At 73.7% G+C, this 16,832-nt stretch carries 17 protein-coding genes; 6 read left to right on the top strand and 11 right to left on the bottom strand.

The features are described 5' to 3' along the window. Positions 1-1,193 precede the first annotated feature (1,193 nt). Positions 1,194-1,847, top strand: a complete 654-nt coding sequence (locus OG553_RS14800; protein ID WP_405979440.1) for an HAD family hydrolase — start codon at positions 1,194-1,196, stop codon at positions 1,845-1,847. A 12-nt stretch (positions 1,848-1,859) separates the two neighbouring features. On the opposite strand, the gene OG553_RS14795 is transcribed toward OG553_RS14800, so the two are convergent. Then, the gene (locus OG553_RS14795) at positions 1,860-2,114 is read right to left on the bottom strand and encodes a hypothetical protein (RefSeq protein WP_405979439.1); all 255 of its coding nucleotides are present in this window, start codon (positions 2,112-2,114) and stop codon (positions 1,860-1,862) included. Positions 2,115-2,291: 177 nt separating this feature from the next. Here OG553_RS14795 and OG553_RS14790 point away from each other — a divergent pair, with 177 nt between their 5' ends. Continuing rightward, on the top strand, positions 2,292-2,675 hold the full coding sequence (locus OG553_RS14790; RefSeq protein ID WP_007265584.1) for a cold-shock protein: 384 nt from the start codon (positions 2,292-2,294) through the stop codon (positions 2,673-2,675). A 74-nt stretch (positions 2,676-2,749) separates the two neighbouring features. On the opposite strand, the gene OG553_RS14785 is transcribed toward OG553_RS14790, so the two are convergent. The 4 genes from OG553_RS14785 to OG553_RS14770 all read right to left on the bottom strand — a co-directional run bounded on the left by OG553_RS14785 (position 2,750) and on the right by OG553_RS14770 (position 6,584). Beyond that, a complete protein-coding gene (locus OG553_RS14785; RefSeq protein WP_405983040.1) occupies positions 2,750-3,610 on the bottom strand; it encodes a 1,4-dihydroxy-6-naphthoate synthase in 861 nt (286 codons plus the stop codon). Next, positions 3,588-4,358, bottom strand: coding sequence for a futalosine hydrolase (locus OG553_RS14780; RefSeq protein WP_405979438.1), 771 nt, complete (start codon positions 4,356-4,358; stop codon positions 3,588-3,590). The genes OG553_RS14785 and OG553_RS14780 overlap by 23 nt, the downstream gene beginning before the upstream one ends. A 16-nt stretch (positions 4,359-4,374) precedes the next feature. Next, a complete protein-coding gene (locus tag OG553_RS14775; protein WP_405979437.1) occupies positions 4,375-4,872 on the bottom strand; it encodes a DUF2771 domain-containing protein in 498 nt (165 codons plus the stop codon). A gap of 347 nt (positions 4,873-5,219) precedes the next feature. Then, on the bottom strand, positions 5,220-6,584 hold the full coding sequence (locus OG553_RS14770) for an MFS transporter (protein WP_405979436.1): 1,365 nt from the start codon (positions 6,582-6,584) through the stop codon (positions 5,220-5,222). 435 nt (positions 6,585-7,019) lie between these two features. Between OG553_RS14770 and OG553_RS14765 the strand changes: the two genes are divergently transcribed. Further along, a complete protein-coding gene (locus tag OG553_RS14765; protein WP_405979435.1) occupies positions 7,020-7,952 on the top strand; it encodes a DUF3027 domain-containing protein in 933 nt (310 codons plus the stop codon). Positions 7,953-8,002: 50 nt separating this feature from the next. On the opposite strand, the gene OG553_RS14760 is transcribed toward OG553_RS14765, so the two are convergent. The 3 genes from OG553_RS14760 to OG553_RS14750 form a co-directional block, all read right to left on the bottom strand. Beyond that, the gene (locus OG553_RS14760; RefSeq protein ID WP_405979434.1) at positions 8,003-8,965 is read right to left on the bottom strand and encodes an RNA polymerase sigma-70 factor; all 963 of its coding nucleotides are present in this window, start codon (positions 8,963-8,965) and stop codon (positions 8,003-8,005) included. 19 nt (positions 8,966-8,984) lie between these two features. Then, the gene (locus OG553_RS14755) at positions 8,985-10,175 is read right to left on the bottom strand and encodes an NAD(P)/FAD-dependent oxidoreductase (protein ID WP_405979433.1); all 1,191 of its coding nucleotides are present in this window, start codon (positions 10,173-10,175) and stop codon (positions 8,985-8,987) included. Between the two features lie 139 nt (positions 10,176-10,314). After that, positions 10,315-11,343 carry a WD40 repeat domain-containing protein gene (locus OG553_RS14750; protein ID WP_405979432.1) on the bottom strand — a complete coding sequence of 343 codons (1,029 nt, stop codon included), beginning with the start codon at positions 11,341-11,343 and terminating at the stop codon, positions 10,315-10,317. 236 nt (positions 11,344-11,579) lie between these two features. Between OG553_RS14750 and OG553_RS14745 the strand changes: the two genes are divergently transcribed. The 3 genes from OG553_RS14745 (at position 11,580) to OG553_RS14735 (ending at position 14,572) form a co-directional block, all read left to right on the top strand. Beyond that, a complete protein-coding gene (locus tag OG553_RS14745; protein ID WP_405979431.1) occupies positions 11,580-12,278 on the top strand; it encodes a GDSL-type esterase/lipase family protein in 699 nt (232 codons plus the stop codon). 59 nt (positions 12,279-12,337) lie between these two features. Next, a complete protein-coding gene (locus tag OG553_RS14740; protein ID WP_405979430.1) occupies positions 12,338-13,327 on the top strand; it encodes an aldo/keto reductase in 990 nt (329 codons plus the stop codon). Positions 13,328-13,597: 270 nt separating this feature from the next. Next, on the top strand, positions 13,598-14,572 hold the full coding sequence (locus tag OG553_RS14735) for an MmcQ/YjbR family DNA-binding protein (RefSeq protein WP_405979429.1): 975 nt from the start codon (positions 13,598-13,600) through the stop codon (positions 14,570-14,572). Here OG553_RS14735 and OG553_RS14730 read toward each other — a convergent pair. The 3 genes from OG553_RS14730 to thpR all read right to left on the bottom strand — a co-directional run bounded on the left by OG553_RS14730 (position 14,569) and on the right by thpR (position 16,751). Further along, entirely contained in the window at positions 14,569-15,081 is a 513-nt protein-coding gene (locus OG553_RS14730) for a YbaK/EbsC family protein (RefSeq protein ID WP_405979428.1), read from the bottom strand. The genes OG553_RS14735 and OG553_RS14730 overlap by 4 nt on opposite strands. Before the next feature lie 34 nt (positions 15,082-15,115). After that, positions 15,116-15,976, bottom strand: a complete 861-nt coding sequence (gene ddaH, locus OG553_RS14725) for a dimethylargininase (protein ID WP_405979427.1) — start codon at positions 15,974-15,976, stop codon at positions 15,116-15,118. A gap of 220 nt (positions 15,977-16,196) precedes the next feature. Next, a complete protein-coding gene (gene thpR, locus OG553_RS14720; RefSeq protein ID WP_405979426.1) occupies positions 16,197-16,751 on the bottom strand; it encodes an RNA 2',3'-cyclic phosphodiesterase in 555 nt (184 codons plus the stop codon). Positions 16,752-16,832: the final 81 nt, after the last annotated feature.

The following is a 16,832-nucleotide window of genomic DNA, read 5'->3' as shown; positions in this document are numbered from 1 at the left end:
CTCGGCGTCCGGCGCCCGTCTTGGGCTGATACCCGCACCAAAGGACGAACAGGACGAGCAGGGCGGTCCGGGGAGCCGCCGGGCGCCCCAGATCGCTACGCGCTCCTCTGATCTCGGCGGCTGGCGGCCGTCTTGGGACGGTCATGGGTCAGAAAGAAGACCGGAGCGCCCCCTCTATCCGTTTCTGGGGGCTGTGGTGAGGGTGGAAGGTCTCCTGTCGGAGTCTGCGGTTGAGAAAGACATCCGCAGGCTCCGGCAAGGCGCCAACGGTCCTGCGAGAGGGGTGATTTGGCCCTCGAACGTGCCCTTCCGTCCCATTCCTCGGCCATCTCGGCCCCAGGCGGCGGCCAGTCGCCGAGCCGGGAGGAGCGCGTAGCGATCTGTCGCGCCCACACGCCTCCCGGGTCGCTCGGTTCGTCTTCTCGTGCGGGTATCAGCCGAAGGCGGTCGCCGGACGCTGAGAAATGAGAAGCGCGTAGCGATCTCGGGCGCCTGGGCGCTCCCTCAGCCTCCCTGTGGGGCATTTGGTGCGGGTCGCCGCGCCCCCGGCCTGGAATCCTGGCTCTTGAGGGCCCGGATGCCCGGCGGGGCGAGCCCCGGCCCCTCGCCTCATCGCTGACGGACCCGTCCCTTGCCCTCTGGACCGTGCCGTTCTTTTGGGGGTTTCCCGGCAGTCTTTCGGCTTTCCGTGGCGGGTCGGTCTGTCAAGGGTGGCCGAAGGCCATCGCGTAGCGACGCGACGAAGGAGCGCCCTTGACGGGCCGGCCCGACGCGGAAGGACGATGGGACTGACGGGAAGCCCCCAACCTGCTCTGAGACCGTCCGAGGGGACCCCGCCCACCCCACCCCACCGCCCCGCATCCGGAGTCGGCCTTCATCTGGCGGTGCAGGGAGAGCCCGCGCTGCGAGGCCGCGCGCTGTGTGCCCTCGCGCGGCCGGGGTCGGCGCTGCCCCGCCCCGATCCGGTCCAGCCGCTGAGGCCGGCCGCCACGACCCGGCGTACCCGCCCACACGCAGGCGGGGAGGCGGGTGGGCAGCCGCCGACCCGCCCCCGCCCCCGGACTGCGGGCTTCGCGTCAAGTCCGCGTCAAGTAAATCGGTACATAGTCGACATTCCGCCAAAAAACGGTATCAGGCCAGCCAACCTCCGCTCACGGTTACTCACCCCGGTGGAGCCTCGGCACAATGGCGCTATGACCTCAGGCAGCGCCAGCCCCAGCACCGTCCCCCCGCAGCTCACCGTCGGTTTCGACCTCGACATGACGCTCATCGACTCCCGGCCCGGCATCAAGGCCGCCTACGAGGCCCTGTCCGCCAAGACCGGGGCGTACATCAACGCCGACGAGGCCATCACGCGCCTCGGGCCGCCGCTGGAGGAGGAGCTCGCCTACTGGTTCCCCGAGGAGCAGATCCCGGCGATGCGGGACCTCTACCGGGAGCTGTACGTCCACCACGCCATCGAGCCGACCCCCGCCATGCCCGGGGCCCGTGAGGCGGTCAAGGCGGTGCAGGCGCTCGGCGGGCGGGCCATCGTCGTGACGGCGAAGAACGAGCCCAACGCCCGGCACCACCTGGAACACCTGGGGATAGAGCCCGACGCCGTCATCGGCTGGCTCTGGGCCGAGGCCAAGGCCAAGGCGCTGCGCGAGTACGGGGCGCAGGTCTACGTCGGCGACCACATCGGCGACGTGCGCGGTGCCCGGACGGCCGGCGCGCTCTCGGTGGCGGTGCCGACCGGGCCGTGCGCGGAGTCGGAGCTGCGCGAGGCCGGCGCGGACGTGGTGCTGGCCGACCTCACGGAGCTGCCGCAGTGGCTCGCGGAGTACGAGCGGACCCGCGCGGTCTGAGGACGGTGCGCGTCAGGCGGCCTGGGACGCCCGGGCCGCCTTGCGCTGTGCGGCGGCGGAGCGCAGCACGCCCGCCGCGGAGATGGCGAAGCCGACGCCCATCAGCATGCACACGGCCCACGCGTACGACGGGAACGGGTCGGTGTCGAGGAACAGCGGGGCCATCGTCGCCAGGGTCGCCAGCGCGCCGGCGATGAACACGATGCCGCCGGCCTTGATCAGGCCGTCGCCGGGCCGTGCTTCGTCGGGATGAGGAGTAACAGTCACCCCACCAGGGTAGTTCCCTGGCCGAAGCGGTGAACCGGGAAGGACCGGGGAACGTCTTGTCAGCGGTTTCTTGACCATTAGCCTGGAGGTGGCGGGTCGAAGGACCCGCTGTACTGCTATCCGGAGCCGTTCACCACGGTCGTCCGGACCCGACGAGCACAAGGACAGAGGACGGACGTGCCTACCGGCAAGGTCAAGTGGTTCAACAGCGAGAAGGGCTTCGGCTTTCTCTCCCGTGACGACGGCGGCGACGTCTTCGTGCACTCGTCGGTGCTCCCGGCCGGGGTCGACGCCCTGAAGCCCGGGCAGCGGGTGGAGTTCGGAGTCGTCGCGGGACAGCGCGGTGACCAGGCCCTTTCGGTGACGGTGCTGGATCCGGCGCCTTCGGTCGCGGCCGCCCAGCGCCGCAAGCCCGACGAGCTCGCCTCCATCGTGCAGGACCTGACGACGCTGCTGGAGAACATCACCCCGATGTTGGAGCGCGGCCGCTACCCCGACAAGTCGCACGGCACGAAGATCGCGGGCCTGCTGCGCGCGGTGGCCGACCAGCTCGACGTGTAGTCGGACGGGAACGCACACCGGTGCCCCGTCGCTCTCCCGGAGCGGCGGGGCACCGGCACGTCAGGCGTGCCGGGTCACGGGAAGCGCAGCGCGTCCGCCGGGACGGCCGGAACCAGGCCCTCGGCCGCGGCGCGGGTCAGCAGGCCGCGGACGGCCGCGTACCCGGCGTCGCCGAGGTCGGCGGTGAACTCGTTGACGTACAGGCCGATGTGCTGGTCGGCGACCGCCGGGTCGAGTTCCTGCGCGTGGGCGCGTACGTAAGGCCGGGAGGCCTCGGGGTCGTCCCAGGCCATCCGTACCGAGGTACGGGCCGACTCGGCCAGGGCGCGCAGCTTCTCGGCGCCCAGCGAGCGCTTGGCGATGATCGCGCCGAGCGGGATCGGCAGTCCGGTGGTGGACTCCCAGTGCTCGCCCATGTCGGCCAGGCAGTGCAGTCCGTAGTCCTGGTACGTGAACCGGGCCTCGTGGATGACGAGTCCGGCGTCCACCCGCCCGTCGCGCACGGCCGGCATGATCTCGTTGAACGGGAGGACGACGACCTTCCCGACTCCGTCCGGCAGCACGTCCGCCGCCCACAGCCGGAACAGCAGGTAGGCGGTGGAGCGTTCGCTCGGGACCGCGACGGTGCCGGCGGACAGGTCCACGCCGGGTTCGCGCGTGAGGACGAGGGGTCCGCAGCCGCGGCCGAGGGCGCCGCCGCAGGGCAGCAGCGCGTACTCCTCCAGCACCCAGGGCAGTACGGCGTACGACACCTTCAGCACGTCGAGTTCGCCGCGCTCGGCCATGCCGTTGGTGACGTCGATGTCGGCGAAGGTCACGTCGAGGGCGGGGGCGCCGGGGACGCGGCCGTGCGCCCAGGCGTCGAAGACGAAGGTGTCGTTCGGGCAGGGCGAGTAGGCGATGGCGAGCGGTTCAGCCGTGTTCGTGGTGCTCATGGCGCTCATGGCGTTCTCCCCAGTTGACGAGTACGGGTCCCAGGGCGCGGAATCCGGCGGTGAGGGCGGCGAGCGCGTCCCCGATGCGCCAGGCGGCCCGGTCGCGCGGTCCGACGGCGTTGGAGACGGCGCGGACCTCCAGTACGGGCAGTCCGTGCGCGGCGGCGGCCTCCGCCACCCCGAAGCCCTCCATGGCCTCGGCCCCGGCCAGCGGGTGCCGGGCGGCGAGCTCGGCGGCGCGGGCGGTGCTGCCGGTGACGGTGGACACGGTCAGGACGGGGGCGAGCAGTGCCCCGGTGGCCTCGGCGGCGCGGGCGGCGAGCTCCGCGGGCGGCAGGTGCACGCCGCGGCCGAAGCCGAGCTCCTGCACCGGAAGGAATCCCTCGGGGGTCTCGGCCCCCAGGTCGGCGGCGACGAGCGCGTCGGCGACCACCAGCGAGCCGAGCGGGGCGGCGGGCGCGAACCCGCCGCCGATGCCGGCGGAGATCACGAGGGAGTAGTCGGCCAGCGCGAGGGCGGTGGCCGTGGCGGCCGCGGCCGCGGCCGGGCCGACACCGCCGGCGAGTACGTCGGCGGCGAGGCCGGGCAGGTCCCGGCGGGTGACGGGGTATCCCCCCCCAGACTTCGTCCGGGGGTACCCCCAGGGCAGCGTGCGCGGTTCGGGGGTGACCGGGTCCGGATGAGGGGTGAGACCGGCGGCCACGGAGTCGGCCTCCGCGGCCACCGCGGTCACGATCAGCGCGCGCACGCCGCTGGGCCTGCCGCTACTTCTTCAGCTGGAGCTTGAAGGTCCAGACGGAGAGGGGCTTGCCGTCCTCGCCGACCTGGACGAAGCCCAGGAGCTTCGACTGGGGCGCCTCGCCCTGGCCGCCGGTCGCGAAGACGTCGGCGCCCTGGAAGCTGCGGTAGGTGTTCGAGGAGGGCTCGGTGATCGGCTGGCCGTCGAGGACCGCCTGCCACTTCTTGCCGTCCTCGACGATCTCGGGCTCGACGCCCAGGCGCAGGGTGTCGCCGCGGCCGTACTCGACGGTCTTGGCGTTCTTGGGGTCCGTGAGGCAGCTCTGGACCTTGTCCATGGTGAGGTCCTGGCCGTTGGCGCTGCAGTCGCCCTCGGACTCGGCGGACACCGACGAGCTGCCGACGGTCACCGTCGCGAGCGGCGTCGGCTTGTCGCAGGCGGACAGAAGGAGGAGGCCGGCGGACACGGCTCCGAGGGCCGCGACGCTGCGGCGGGCCCTACCCGGGAAAAGCGGTGCGGTCATGAGCCGAAGGCTATCGGGCCCGTGGGCTGCGCCGCCGCACGGGGGTGCCGGTGCCCTGGCCGGGCGTGGCGGAGGGGGCGGGGGGTGCCGTTCGGCGGGCCGCCGGGGCGGGTGGGGGTGGGCGGGTGCGGGCGCCGGTGCCGCTGCGCGGGGCGAGGTCCCCTACCCGCCCTTCGCCCGTTCCCCGGGCTGCGCCCGGACCCCTTCTGGGGGCTCCGCCCCCAGACCCTCCCCCAGCTACCGCTGGGGGGGACCCCCAGCGCCTCAAACGCCGGCGGGGTCAGGGGCGGAGCCCCTGGGAACGGTGGAAGGGCGGGTAGGGGACCTCGCCCCGCAGGGCGGACCCGCTATGCCACCCGGGGGCGGGCTGAGCCCGGGTGGTGGCCGCCGGGGGTGGTGAGGAGGCCGCGCACCGCCATGAGGGTGCCGGAGGCCACGACGGCGGCGGCCACCGCCATGCCCAGGACGCCGTTCAGGGGGAGGGCGATGCCGATCGCGCCGCCCAGGACCCACGCCACCTGGAGCAGGGTTTCGGAGCGGGCGAAGGCCGAGGTGCGGACGGCTTCGGGGACGTCGCGCTGGATCATCGCGTCGAGGGAGAGCTTCGCCAGGGCCTGGCAGAAGCCGGCCGTGCCGGCCAGGACGGCCATGAGCAGGCCGCTGAAGAGGACGGCGGAGAGGATGGCCACGCCCAGGGTGGCGCAGAGGACCGCCGCGATGATCGCTTCCGGGGCGCGGGCGCGCAGCCACGCGCCGACCGCGGTCCCGGCGGCGTTGCCGATGCCCGCCGCTACGCCGACGATGCCCAGTGACACGGCCGCGCTCTGCCCGGCGAGCGGGTGCTCGCGCAGCAGGAACGCGAGGAAGAAGATCAGGAACCCGGAGAGCCCGCGCATCGCCGCGTTCGCCAGCAGCCCGCACAGGACGGGGCGGCTGACCGTGCGCAGCCCCGGGCGCTTGGAGTGCGCCTCGTGGGTGGAGAGGCGGGCGCGGCGTTCGCCCTTGGCGTCGTCGACCTTGTGCGGGAGCTGGAACGCCGCGAAGGTGCCCCACACGAAGATCGCGCAGGCTCCGTACAGCGGCCAGGGTGGTCCGATGGCGTGGAGTCCGGCGGCCACGGGTGCCGCCGCGCCGGTGGCGAGCAGGCCGGCGAGCGTGACCCGGGAGTTCGCCTTGACGAGTGAGAACTTCGGCGGGAGGAGCCGGGGGACCACGGCGCTGCGCACGACTCCGTACGCCTTCGAGGCGACGAGGACGCCCAGGGCGGCCGGGTACAGCTCCAGGCCGCCGGTGGCGACTGCGCCGGACATCATCAGCGCCAGCAGTGCCCGCGTCAGCATGGCGCCCGCCATCGCCGCCCGCCTGCCGTGGGGGAGCCGGTCCAGGAGGGGGCCGATGACGGGGGCCAGGAGGGTGAAGGGCGCCATGGTGATCGCCAGGTAGAGGGCGACCCGTCCGCGGGCCTCGTCGGTGGGGACCGAGAAGAACACCGTCGAGGCGAGCGCGACGGTGATCATGACGTCGCCGGCGCCGTTGATCGCGTGCAGTTCGATCAGACGGCCCAGTCCGGATTCACCCGCTCCGTGGGCGTGCGTGGCGCGGCGGATCCCGCGCGCGGTGCCGGTGATGGGGAGGTGCAGGGCACGCCCGACCGCCCGGCCGGCCCGCCTGGCCGGTCCCGAGCCGTCTGCGGACGACCGTGCGGGAGCCACGTGGCCATAGTGCCCCACGAGTCCGTCGGGGACCCCTCCCGGCGCGTTCCCGGCGCGGTTCCGGGGGGGCGTTCCGGGGCTCGCGGGAGGTCCGCGGGGGGTCTGCGGGGGGTCTGCGGGAGGTCTGCGGGAGGTCTGCGGGGGGTCCGCGTGCGCGTGTGTTGTCCGCGAATCGGACCTCGCATGTGGGCCGGAGGCTTCAGAGGAGGTAGCGTGCGTAGCGCGCCACCGGCGGTTGCACTTGGCCGCGCGCCTCTTCGTGATCCCGCAGAATGGATCACAGTGGGGTGCGCCCGAGACCGATCGGGGCGCGGACGTCGACGCGGCCCTCTGGTCCGCTCCGCCCGCGCTACGTACGGACGAGACCGGCGGGGTCGTTGTGAACGACAGTACGGACGGCGCACTCGTGAGACGGCGTAGGAGAGAACGAGACCTGTGAGTGCTGCGACGACGCGAAGCCGTACCCCGCGTACCCCGCGTACGCCCGCCCCGGACCGCCTCTGCGCCGAGGCGGTGGAGCTCGCCCGAGGGGCGGCGGAAGAGGCCGCCTACCCCGGTGTGGTGGGCGAGCACGTCTCCGCCGTAGCGGAGGGCGACCGGGTCGTCACCCACTTCTTCGAGTGCAAGGAGCCGGGCTACCGCGGCTGGCGCTGGGCCGTCACCGTGACCCGCGCCTCCCGCGCGAAGAACGTCACCCTCGACGAAACGGTGCTCCTTCCCGGCGACGACGCGCTCCTCGCCCCCGAATGGGTGCCGTGGAGCGACCGGCTGCGCCCGGGCGACATGGGCCCCGGCGACCTGCTGCCCACGGACGCCGACGACCTGCGGCTGGAGCAGGGCTGGTCCGGGGAGGACGTGCCGCCGCCGAACTCGGTCGTCTCCACCGAGATGGCCGAACTGGTCGAGGCCGAGGACGCGGACGTCACCGACCGGGTGGTCGTACCGGAGCGCGGTTCCATCACCGCGGTGGCGGAGGAGCTCGGCATGCGCCGCGCCCGCGTCCTGTCGCGGTACGGGCTGCACACGGCGGCCGACCGCTGGGACGAGTCCTTCGGGGCGAAGACGCCGATGGCGCAGGCGGCGCCCGCGTCGTGCGTCTCGTGCGGGTTCCTCGTGGCGATCGGCGGTTCGCTGGGGCAGGCCTTCGGCATCTGCGCGAACGAGTTCGGTCCGGCGGACGGCCGGCTCGTCTCCCTGTCGTACGGCTGCGGCGGCCACTCGGAGGCCGCCGTGATGCCGAAGCCGCCGCGGCCCGCGCCGCCGGTGCTGGACTCGATGGCGACGGACGAGTTCCCGCTGCGCCCGGCGCCGGACACCGGCTCGGTGCCCTCGGCGGACCTTCCGTCCGCCGACCTGGGGCACTCGTAGTCACCGGGTGGTGAGGGGCGGGTCGCCGGAGTCCGGCGCCCGCCCTCGGTTCACTTCAGGGTGATCGTGGCCTCGGCCGCGATGGCGCCCAGCTTCTCGGGGTTGCGGACGAAGTAGATGCCGGCGATGCGGCCGTCCTCGACGTGGAAGGCCATGACGCCGTCGAGTTCGCCGTCGAGGTGGGCGAGGAGCGCCGGACTGCCGTTGACCACGGTGGGGGTGACGGCGAACCGGCCCGCCTTCTTCCCGACGCCGCCGATGATGTAGCGGCTCACCTTGTCGGCGCCCGCGACGGGGCGCAGCGCGGCCTGCTTGAAGCCGCCGCCGTCGCCGACGAGGACGACGTCGGGGGCGAGCACGTCCAGGAGCGCCTGGAGGTCGCCGCCGTCGAGGGCGCGCTGGAAGGACTCCATGACGGCCCGGGTCTGGCTCGCCGAGACGGACTGCCGGGGGCGGCGGGCGTCGACGTGCTTGCGGGCCCGGTGGGCGATCTGGCGTACGGCGGCGGGGGTCTTGTCGACGGCGGCGGCTATCTCGTCGTAGCCGACGTCGAAGGCCTCGCGCAGGACGAACACGGCGCGTTCGGTGGGGGAGAGCGTCTCCAGTACGAGCATCATCGCCATGGAAACGCTCTCCGCGAGCTCCACGTCCTGCGCCACGTCGGGTGCGGTGAGCAGGGGTTCGGGCAGCCACTCGCCGACGTAGGACTCCTTGCGGCGGCTCATCGCCCGCAGCCGGTTGAGGGACTGACGGGTCGTGACGCGGACCAGGTAGGCGCGCTTGTCCTCGACCTGGCCGAGGTCGACCTTCACCCAGCGCAGCCACGTCTCCTGGAGCACGTCCTCGGCGTCGGAGGCCGAGCCGAGCATCTCGTAGGCGACGGTGAAGAGCAGGTTGCGGTGGGCGACGAAGGCGTCGGTCGCGGCGTCGGTCGTCGTTTCGGCCGCTGTTTCGGCGGCTGTTTCGGTCGCGGCGCCGGTGGTGCGGTCGGCGTCGTGCGCGTGGTCGGTCATGCGGTCGGTCCCCCGATGGTCAGGCGGCCGTGGTCTGTCCCCGCACGGCCTGGAGCTTCTTCTGGCGGGTGGCGGCGCCCGAGCCGCGGTGCAGACGGTATCCGCCGGGCTTGCGGGCCTCGTCGGCGAGGTGCTTGACGACGACGGTGCAGACGGTTTCCTTCAGCTTGGCGCCGGGCTTGCCGTCGACGTGGAACCAGATGGCGGTGTCGGCCTTGGCGAACTGGAAGATGCCGTCGGTCCGCCCGAGGCTGATGCACTGGGCGCCGAAGGGCTGGTTGAGGGTTTCGGGGTTCTCGTCGGCGAGGCGGCTCAGGACGGTGTCGGCGGCGCGGGCGCCCATGGGCATGGCGGCCTGGCAGCTCATGCGCAGCGGCAGGCCCGAGGGGGCGGCCGAGTCGCCGGCGGCGACGATGCGGTCGTCGTCGACGCTGGTGAGGGTCTCGTCGGTGAGGATGCGGCCGGCGGTGTCGGTGGCCAGGCCGCTGCGGGCGGCGAGGTCGGGGACGGCGAAGCCGGCGGTCCAGACGGTGACCCGGCTGGGGAGTTCGCGGCCGTCGGCGAGGCGGACGGCGTCCGCGGTGACGTGGGTGACGGTGCTGTCGGGGCCGTCGACGACGGTGACGCCGAGGCGGGCGAGGCGGCGGGCGACCGAGCGGCGGCCGCGGGTGTGGAGGTACGGGCCGAGGGCGCCGCCGCAGACGAGGGTGACGGGGCGGCCGTCGCCGGCGAGTTCGGCGGCGGTCTCGATGCCGGTCGGGCCGGCGCCGACCACCGTCACGGGAGCCCCGGCGGGGGCGGCCTCCAGGACCGGGCGCAGCCGCTGGGCGTCTTCGAGGGTGGCGATGGGGTGGGCGTGCTCGGCCGCTCCGGGGACGCGGAGGTCGGCGCCGGTGCTGCCGACGGCGTAGACGAGGTAGTCGTAGCCGAGGCTGTCGCCCGAGGCGAGTCCGAGGGTGCGGGCGGGGGCGTCGATGCGGTCCACGGCGTCGACGACGAGGCGTACGCCCTCGGCGAGGACGTCCCGGTACTCGACGACGGCCGGGTCGTTGCCCGCGACGAGCTGGTGCAGGCGGATGCGGTGCACGAACGAGGGGCGCGGGTTGACCAGGGTCACGGTCACGTCGCCGCGCAGGGTCAGCCGGTTGGCGGCCATCACGCCCGCGTAACCGCCGCCGATCACTACCACGTTGGTGTTGTTCTCGCTCATCGTGTCCTCCTCCGTCGGGGTTTCGGACACAAGACACCCGGCCCCGCGAACCTGTGACACGACGTGACCCGGATCACATGTGACGGGTGTGCGGGGGAACTGGCGCGCCCCGCACAGGCCCTGGAGCCAGACCCTGGGGCTAGGCCTTGGGGCGGCGGCGGAACAGGCGCCTGCCGCCCAGCACCAGGGCCGTTCCCGCCGCGAGGACCAGCGCCCCCTTGGCGAAGCTGCCGGAGTCCTGCCCGGCGGGCGCCCCCTGCGCCCCGGCGGATCCCGTCGGGCCGCCGCCCGGCTGCTGCGGGGCGCCGCTGCGGGCCGGGGGGCCGGACGGAGGGGCCGCCGGGGCCACCGGTACGGCGACCACCCTGCTGTTCGCGCCCTCCGCCCCGAACATCAGCGTCCTGCCGTCGGGCGTGTACGTCACCGACTCCGCCTGCCCCTGCCACGGCGCGTCCACCCGCTCGCCCGCCCCGTCCGGGCGGCCGTCCTTCCAGGCGTACGTACGGGCCGTGAGGTACCCGCGCAGCGTCAGCCGGGTCCCGTCCGGGGAGAACGCCCCGTCCGTCACCCACGGCACCTCGGCGACCCGCCGGAACACGTTGCGTCCGTCCGCCGACAGCCGTTCGGGGCCCTCGTACAGGCCGCCGCCCTGCTCGTTCTTGCTGGCGATGTACACCCGGCCCGTCACCGGATGCACCATCAGCGCCTCGGCGTTGCGCGGCCCGTCCGCGTACGTGACGGTGAACTGCTCGGCCTCGACGGTCCGGTCGCCGAGCTCCTTCGGCTCCTGGAAGCGGTAGATCCACACGTGCTCCCAGGTGCCGTCCCTGTTGTCGCCGATGTCCCCGACGTACAGCCGCCCGTCCGGGCCGAGCGAGATGGCCTCCACGTCGCGCGGGGTCCCGATCCCGGCCAGCTTCACCCGCGCCACCGTCTTTCCCGTCGCCGAGTCCACCGCGTACACGTACGGGCCGTCGTCGCTGTCGTTGTGCGTCCAGTACACGCCCGGGTGGATCCGGCTGGCCGCGAGCCCGCTCGACTCCTTGATCCGCGGGTCGGTGATGGTGAACCCGGACGCGGCGGGGGTCTCCGCGGCGAGGGCGGCCCCCGGCAGCAGGGCGAGCACGAGGGCGGCGGTAACGGCGGTCGACCGGGGCAGCAGGCGCATCCCACAAGCCTGCCACCAGGTAGGGGGTGTCTTGCGGATCAGGCCGGGCTCGCGGCGTCTGGCACCGCGCCTCGCCGCGTTCTCGTCGGTCGCCAACGCTCCGCGTTGACTCCCTCCTCGGCCTTGCGATGCACGGCACCAGACACCGCTCCCTGATCCGGCCTGATCCACAAGACACCCCCTGGCGTGTCCGGCATCACAGGGGCTCCCGTCGCGTGATCCGCGATGATGACCGGATGCGTTTCATGTTCGTCGGCGACTCCATGACCATCGGACGCGCCGGCGACTACACCTGGCGCTACCGGATGTGGCAGCACCTCGGCGCCACCCTGGGCGACGGCTCCTTCGAGATCGTCGGCCCGCGCACCGCCCTGTACGAGGACACCGGCTCCGGCGGCCCCGCCGGCCAGGAGTACGCCGCCCCGGACTTCCCCGCGCACGCCCGCCGGCACCTCGCCGGCTGGGGCGAGGGCTGGCAGCACATGGCCCCCCTCATCGGGCCCGCCGCCGCCGACGCGCGGGCCGACGTACTGCTCGTCTCCCTCGGCCTGATCGACCTCGGCTTCTACACCAACGCCGAGCAGACCGCCGGCAACGTCCGCGCCTTCGTCGAGGCCGCCCGCGCGGCCCGCCCGGCGGTCCGGATGGTCTTCCTCCCGGTGATCCCCAACGTCCGCGCCGAGGACGAACCCCCCTTCGCCGCCGAGGTCGCCCGGTTCAACGAACTCCTCGCCAAGGCGGTCGCCGACCTGACCACCGACGCCTCCCCGATCCTGCTGGCCGCCCGCCCCGACGCGTACGACATCCACCGCGACACCTACGACGGCACGCACCCCAACGCCTCCGGCGAGCACCGCCTCGCGGGCGAGTTCGCGGCCGTCCTGCACCAGGCCTGGGGCGTCGGAGGCCCCTACCGGCCCGCGCGCGACCGGTAAATCCCGTCCTGCGAAAGGGTCTTGCCTGGAGCGCACTCCAAGCAGTTGGCTAGGGCCCCATGAAGTACACGCAGCTCGGACGCACCGGTCTCAAAGTCAGCCGCCTCGTACTCGGCACCATGAACTTCGGCCCCCAGACGGGCGAGCCGGAAAGCCACGCGATCATGGACTCGGCCCTCGACGCGGGCATCAACTTCTTCGACACGGCCAACGTGTACGGGTGGGGTGAGAACAAGGGCCGCACCGAGGAGATCATCGGCACCTGGTTCGCGCAGGGCGGCGGCCGCCGCGAGAAGACGGTCCTCGCCACCAAGGTCTACGGCTCCATGTCCCGCGAGGGCGACACCTGGCCCAACCACGACCGCCTCTCCGCCCTGAACATCCGCCGGGCCGTCGACGACAGCCTCAAGCGGCTCAGGACCGACCACATCGACGTCTACCAGTTCCACCACGTCGACCGGCGGACCCCCTTCGAGGAGATCTGGCAGGCCATCGAGGTCCTGGTCCAGCAGGGCAAGATCCTCTACGCGGGTTCCTCCAACTTCCCCGGCTGGAAGATCGCCCAGGCCAACGAGACGGCCGCCCGGCGCGGCACGCTCGGCCTGGTCAGCGAGCAGTGCCTCTACAACCTCTCGGAGCGGCGCGCCGAGATGGAGGTCATCCCGGCCGCCGAGGCGTACGGGATCGGCGTCATCCCCTGGTCCCCGCTGCACGGAGGCCTGCTGGGCGGCGTCCTCAAGAAGGAGGCCACCGCCGGCCGCAGGGCCTCCGGCCGCTCGGCCGACGCCCTCGCCAACACCGCCGTACGGGCGCAGATCCAGGCGTACGAGGACCTCCTCGACAAGCACGGCCTGGAGCCCGGCGAGACCGCCCTGGCCTGGCTGCTGACCCGCCCCGGCGTCACCGGCCCGATCGTCGGCCCGCGCACCGCCGAGCAGCTGGAGAGCGCGCTGCGCGCCGTCGAGCTGGAACTCTCCGAGGAGCTGCTGGGCTCCCTCGAAGAGATCTTCCCCGGTACGGGCCCGTCGCCGGAGGCCTTCGCCTGGTAGCCGGGCGGCGCGGTAGCCGGGCGCCCCGCACGCCCGCCACAGCACACCGCCCCGCCCGCGCTTCGAGCGCGGGCGGGGCGGTGCCGGGTACGGGCGTACGCGGGGCGGTCGGGCGCGGCGGCTACTGGCCCACCGCGGCGGCCACCGCCACGACGACGAACATCAGCACGAGCACACCGGCCATGACACGGTTTCTGGTCTTCGGGTCCACCCGTCGAGACTAACGCGATCCCGCCCACGCCCTTCGCCAGGGGCTGCGAGACTTGCGTCATGGTCACCGTCGAAGACGTCCGGCGGCTCGCGCTCGCCCTGCCGCGCACCGAGGAACACCTGATCCGGGACCGGGTGAAGTTCCGCATCGGCCGGATCGTCTACCTCGCCCTCTCCCGCGACGAGACCGAGCTCGGCCTCGCGTTCCCCAAGGAGGAGCGGGCCGCGCTCGTCGCCTCCGAGCCGGAGAAGTTCTCCCTGCCGGGCGCCGGCGACATGCGCTACCACTGGGTGCACGCCCGCATGGCCGCCCTCGACGCCGGGGAACTCGCGGAACTGGTCACCGACGCCTGGCGGATGTGCGTACCGGCCAAGGTGGCCCGCGCCCACCTGGACGACGGCACCCTGCCCCCCGCGCCCGGACTCGACGGGCTGCGCGCCGCCGCCGAGGTGTTCGCCGGCTACCGGGCGGACCGCAGCTGGCAGGCCCTCCTCACCGCCACCGCACCCGGCATCGACCTCTCCGAGGCCGCGCACCGCACCGCCCTGCACCGCTGGCTCAACGCCTGGGGCTGCCGCATCCGCTACCCGCGCGAGGGCGAGCCCGACCCGCTGGACGCCGGGCTCGCCTCCTGGTGGACCCGGCACACCCTGCCCGGGGCCCCGATCGCGGCCCTCACCGACCGGGAGATCGGCGCGCTCGCCGCCGCGTACGGGGAACTTGCCGCGCTGCCGGTCGGCCGGCGCACCCTCGGGCCGACGGCGGCCGCCAAGGCCCTGTTCGCGCTGCGGCCGCGGACCGTGATGCCGTGGGACGAGGCCATCGCCGTACGGTTGCACGGCGCCCGCGACGAGCGGGCCTTCGGCCGGCACCTGCGTACCGGCCGGGCCTGGGCCGGGGCCGCGCTCGCGCAGAGCGGGCAGGAGGAGGACGTACTGACCGCCGCCCTGGGCAGGCCGGGCGTCAGCCTGGCCAAGCTCCTCGACGAGTACCTGTACGTCACCCTCACCCGCGGCGTGGAAGGGACGTCCTAGACCAGCGCGGGCTCCTCGCTGACAGGGGCCACGCGCGGCCGCGCCAGCGCCAGGTAGCCGGCGGTGCGCAGCGCCACCGACACGTCGAGACGGCCCGCGTTGAACCAGATCTCCTCGTGCTCCAGCAGCGCCGGGTCGACGACCACCTCCACGGCCGGGTCGAAGCTCACCGGCATGATCGACCCGCTGACGCAGCCCGTCAGCTCCTCGGCGACCTCGCGGACGGCGAAGGAGGCGTTCGTGCCGCCGTACTCGGCCCGCACCGCCTCCAGGTCCACCCGGCAGTGGCCGGGCACCACGGCGATCACGTAGCGGCGCTGTTTGCGTCCCAGCGCCACTCTGATCACCAGGCACTTGGCGGCCTGTTCGAGGCTGTGGCCGCGGATCAGGCTGGCGAGTTCGGTACGCCCCTCCGGGGCGTGGCGCAGCAGCCGGTAGCCGGCTCCCGCGTCCGCCAGGAGGTCGAGCAGGCGGGCGTGGCTGTCCGCGATCGCGGTCGCAGAGGTCACAACTGTCCTTTCCGGAAACTACGTCGGTGGTGACTCAGCGGTCGCGCAGCTCCAGGGTGCAGCACTTCACGCTGCCGCCCGCCTTGAGGAGCTCGGAGAGCCCGACCCCGACGGGCTCGAAGCCGCGCGCGCTGAGCTGGGCCTTCAGGCCGGTCGCCGCCTCCGGCAGCAGCACGTGGCGGCCGTCGGAGAAGGCGTTCAGCCCGAAGACCGCGGCGTCCTCGGCGGTGGCGAGGATCGCGTGGGGGAACATCGTGCGGAGCACGGCCCGGCTGCCCTCGGAGAAGGCGGCCGGGTAGTACATGACCTCGTCGTCGGAGAGCACGGCCAGGGCCGTGTCCAGGTGGTAGTACTCCGGGTCGACGAGGGTCAGGCTCGTCACCGGCAGGCCGAAGAACTCCTGGGCCTCGGCGTGCGAGCGCGGGTCGGTGCGGAAGCCGGTGCCGGCGAGGATCCGGCGGCCGACGGTGAGGAAGTCGCCCTCGCCCTCGTTGATGTACTCGGGCCACAGCACGTCGCGGTAGCCGCGGCGTTCGAACCAGCTCAGGTACGCCGGCCCCTCGGCGGTGCGCTGCGCGTGCCGGAACCGCGCGCCGTAGACCTTGCCGTCGACGACGGTGGCGCCGTTCGCGGCGAACACCATGTCGGGCAGGCCCTCGACGGGGTCGATCTCCTCGACGAAGTGGCCGAGTTCGCGGTACAGGTCGCGCAGCCGCTCCCACTGGCGGACGGCGAGGGCGGGGTCGGTGCTGTTCTCCGGGTGCATCCAGGGGTTGATCGAGTACGTGACGTCGTAGTGCCGGGGTCGGCACAGCAGCAGCCTGCGGCGGGTGGCGGTGCGCGCGGTGGCCGTCGTGGTGGTGGCGGTCGCGGTGGTCGGCTCGGTGAGCGGCACGGGAACTCCTTCGAGGGTGGCCGGAGGGACTCCGGGCCGCCCCGCGGGGTGGTGGCGGGGCGGCCGTCGGTGCGGTGGTGCGGCGTGCGTGCGTCAGCGGGCGGCTGGCCAGGTACTGCTCGGAGCATGCCGGGGCCGCCTCTACTGCTTCTGTTTCACCGGAATCCGGATTCCGGGCCCCGAAGTGCGGGCCACCGGGGGATGAACCGTCCCCGAACGCTCAGCCGCGCAGCGGCCAGGCCTCGACGACCTCGTAGCGGGGCTGTTCGCCGGGGACGCCGGAGGCGGGGAGGTTGCTGCGGACCAGGCTGAGGGTGTCGACCTGCCAGGGCGTGCCCTCGAAGCCGGCGAGGGCGTCGAGGCAGGGCCGCAGGTCGGTGCCGGGGCGGCCGCGGGCCAGGGTGAGGTGCGGGGTGTAGCGGCGGTGGTGCTCCATGGGCACCCCGGCCCGGCGGGCGGCGGCGTCGGCCCGCTCCGCGAGCATCCGCATCGCGTCGATGCCGCCGGCGGCGCCGGTCCACAGGGCGCGGTCGCCGAAGTGGCCGACGCCGTGGAGGCGGAGCGGGAAGGGGGCGCTGCGGTGGGCCGCGCGGGCGAGGCGGGCGTGCAGGTGGGGGAGGAGGGGGTCGGGGACCTCGCCCATGAAGGCGAGCGTGAAGTGCCAGCCCGCTTCCGCGGTCCACCGCAGGCCGTCGGGGCGCGGCGCCACTGCGACGGCGTCGCGCAGCTCGGCGACGGCGGTTGCCTCTGGCAGCACGGCGGCGAAGACCCTCACGTCTCCGACCCTATCCGCGAGGCGCCGCTCGCACCGCTCGGCGCTGGCGCGCTTCCCGGGCTTCGCGCCGCTGCGCCGGAC

It is taken from the genome of Streptomyces sp. NBC_00158 (genome assembly GCF_045160885.1).
Lineage (GTDB): Bacteria > Actinomycetota > Actinomycetes > Streptomycetales > Streptomycetaceae > Streptomyces.
The sequence above is the reverse complement of the archived record's forward strand: the minus strand, read 5'-3'. Positions and strand labels throughout refer to the sequence as shown.

Excerpts from the sequence above, each read along its gene's own strand:
- OG553_RS14800 (WP_405979440.1), top strand. The coding sequence starts at position 1,194 with ATGACCTCAGGCAGCGCCAGCCCCAGCACCGTCCCCCCGCAGCTCACC.
- OG553_RS14785 (WP_405983040.1), bottom strand. The coding sequence starts at position 3,610 with ATGAGCACCACGAACACGGCTGAACCGCTCGCCATCGCCTACTCGCCC.
- OG553_RS14775 (WP_405979437.1), bottom strand. The coding sequence starts at position 4,872 with ATGACCGCACCGCTTTTCCCGGGTAGGGCCCGCCGCAGCGTCGCGGCC.
- OG553_RS14760 (WP_405979434.1), bottom strand. The coding sequence starts at position 8,965 with ATGACCGACCACGCGCACGACGCCGACCGCACCACCGGCGCCGCGACC.
- OG553_RS14755 (WP_405979433.1), bottom strand. The coding sequence starts at position 10,175 with ATGAGCGAGAACAACACCAACGTGGTAGTGATCGGCGGCGGTTACGCG.
- OG553_RS14750 (WP_405979432.1), bottom strand. The coding sequence starts at position 11,343 with ATGCGCCTGCTGCCCCGGTCGACCGCCGTTACCGCCGCCCTCGTGCTC.
- OG553_RS14745 (WP_405979431.1), top strand. The coding sequence starts at position 11,580 with ATGCGTTTCATGTTCGTCGGCGACTCCATGACCATCGGACGCGCCGGC.
- OG553_RS14740 (WP_405979430.1), top strand. The coding sequence starts at position 12,338 with ATGAAGTACACGCAGCTCGGACGCACCGGTCTCAAAGTCAGCCGCCTC.
- OG553_RS14735 (WP_405979429.1), top strand. The coding sequence starts at position 13,598 with ATGGTCACCGTCGAAGACGTCCGGCGGCTCGCGCTCGCCCTGCCGCGC.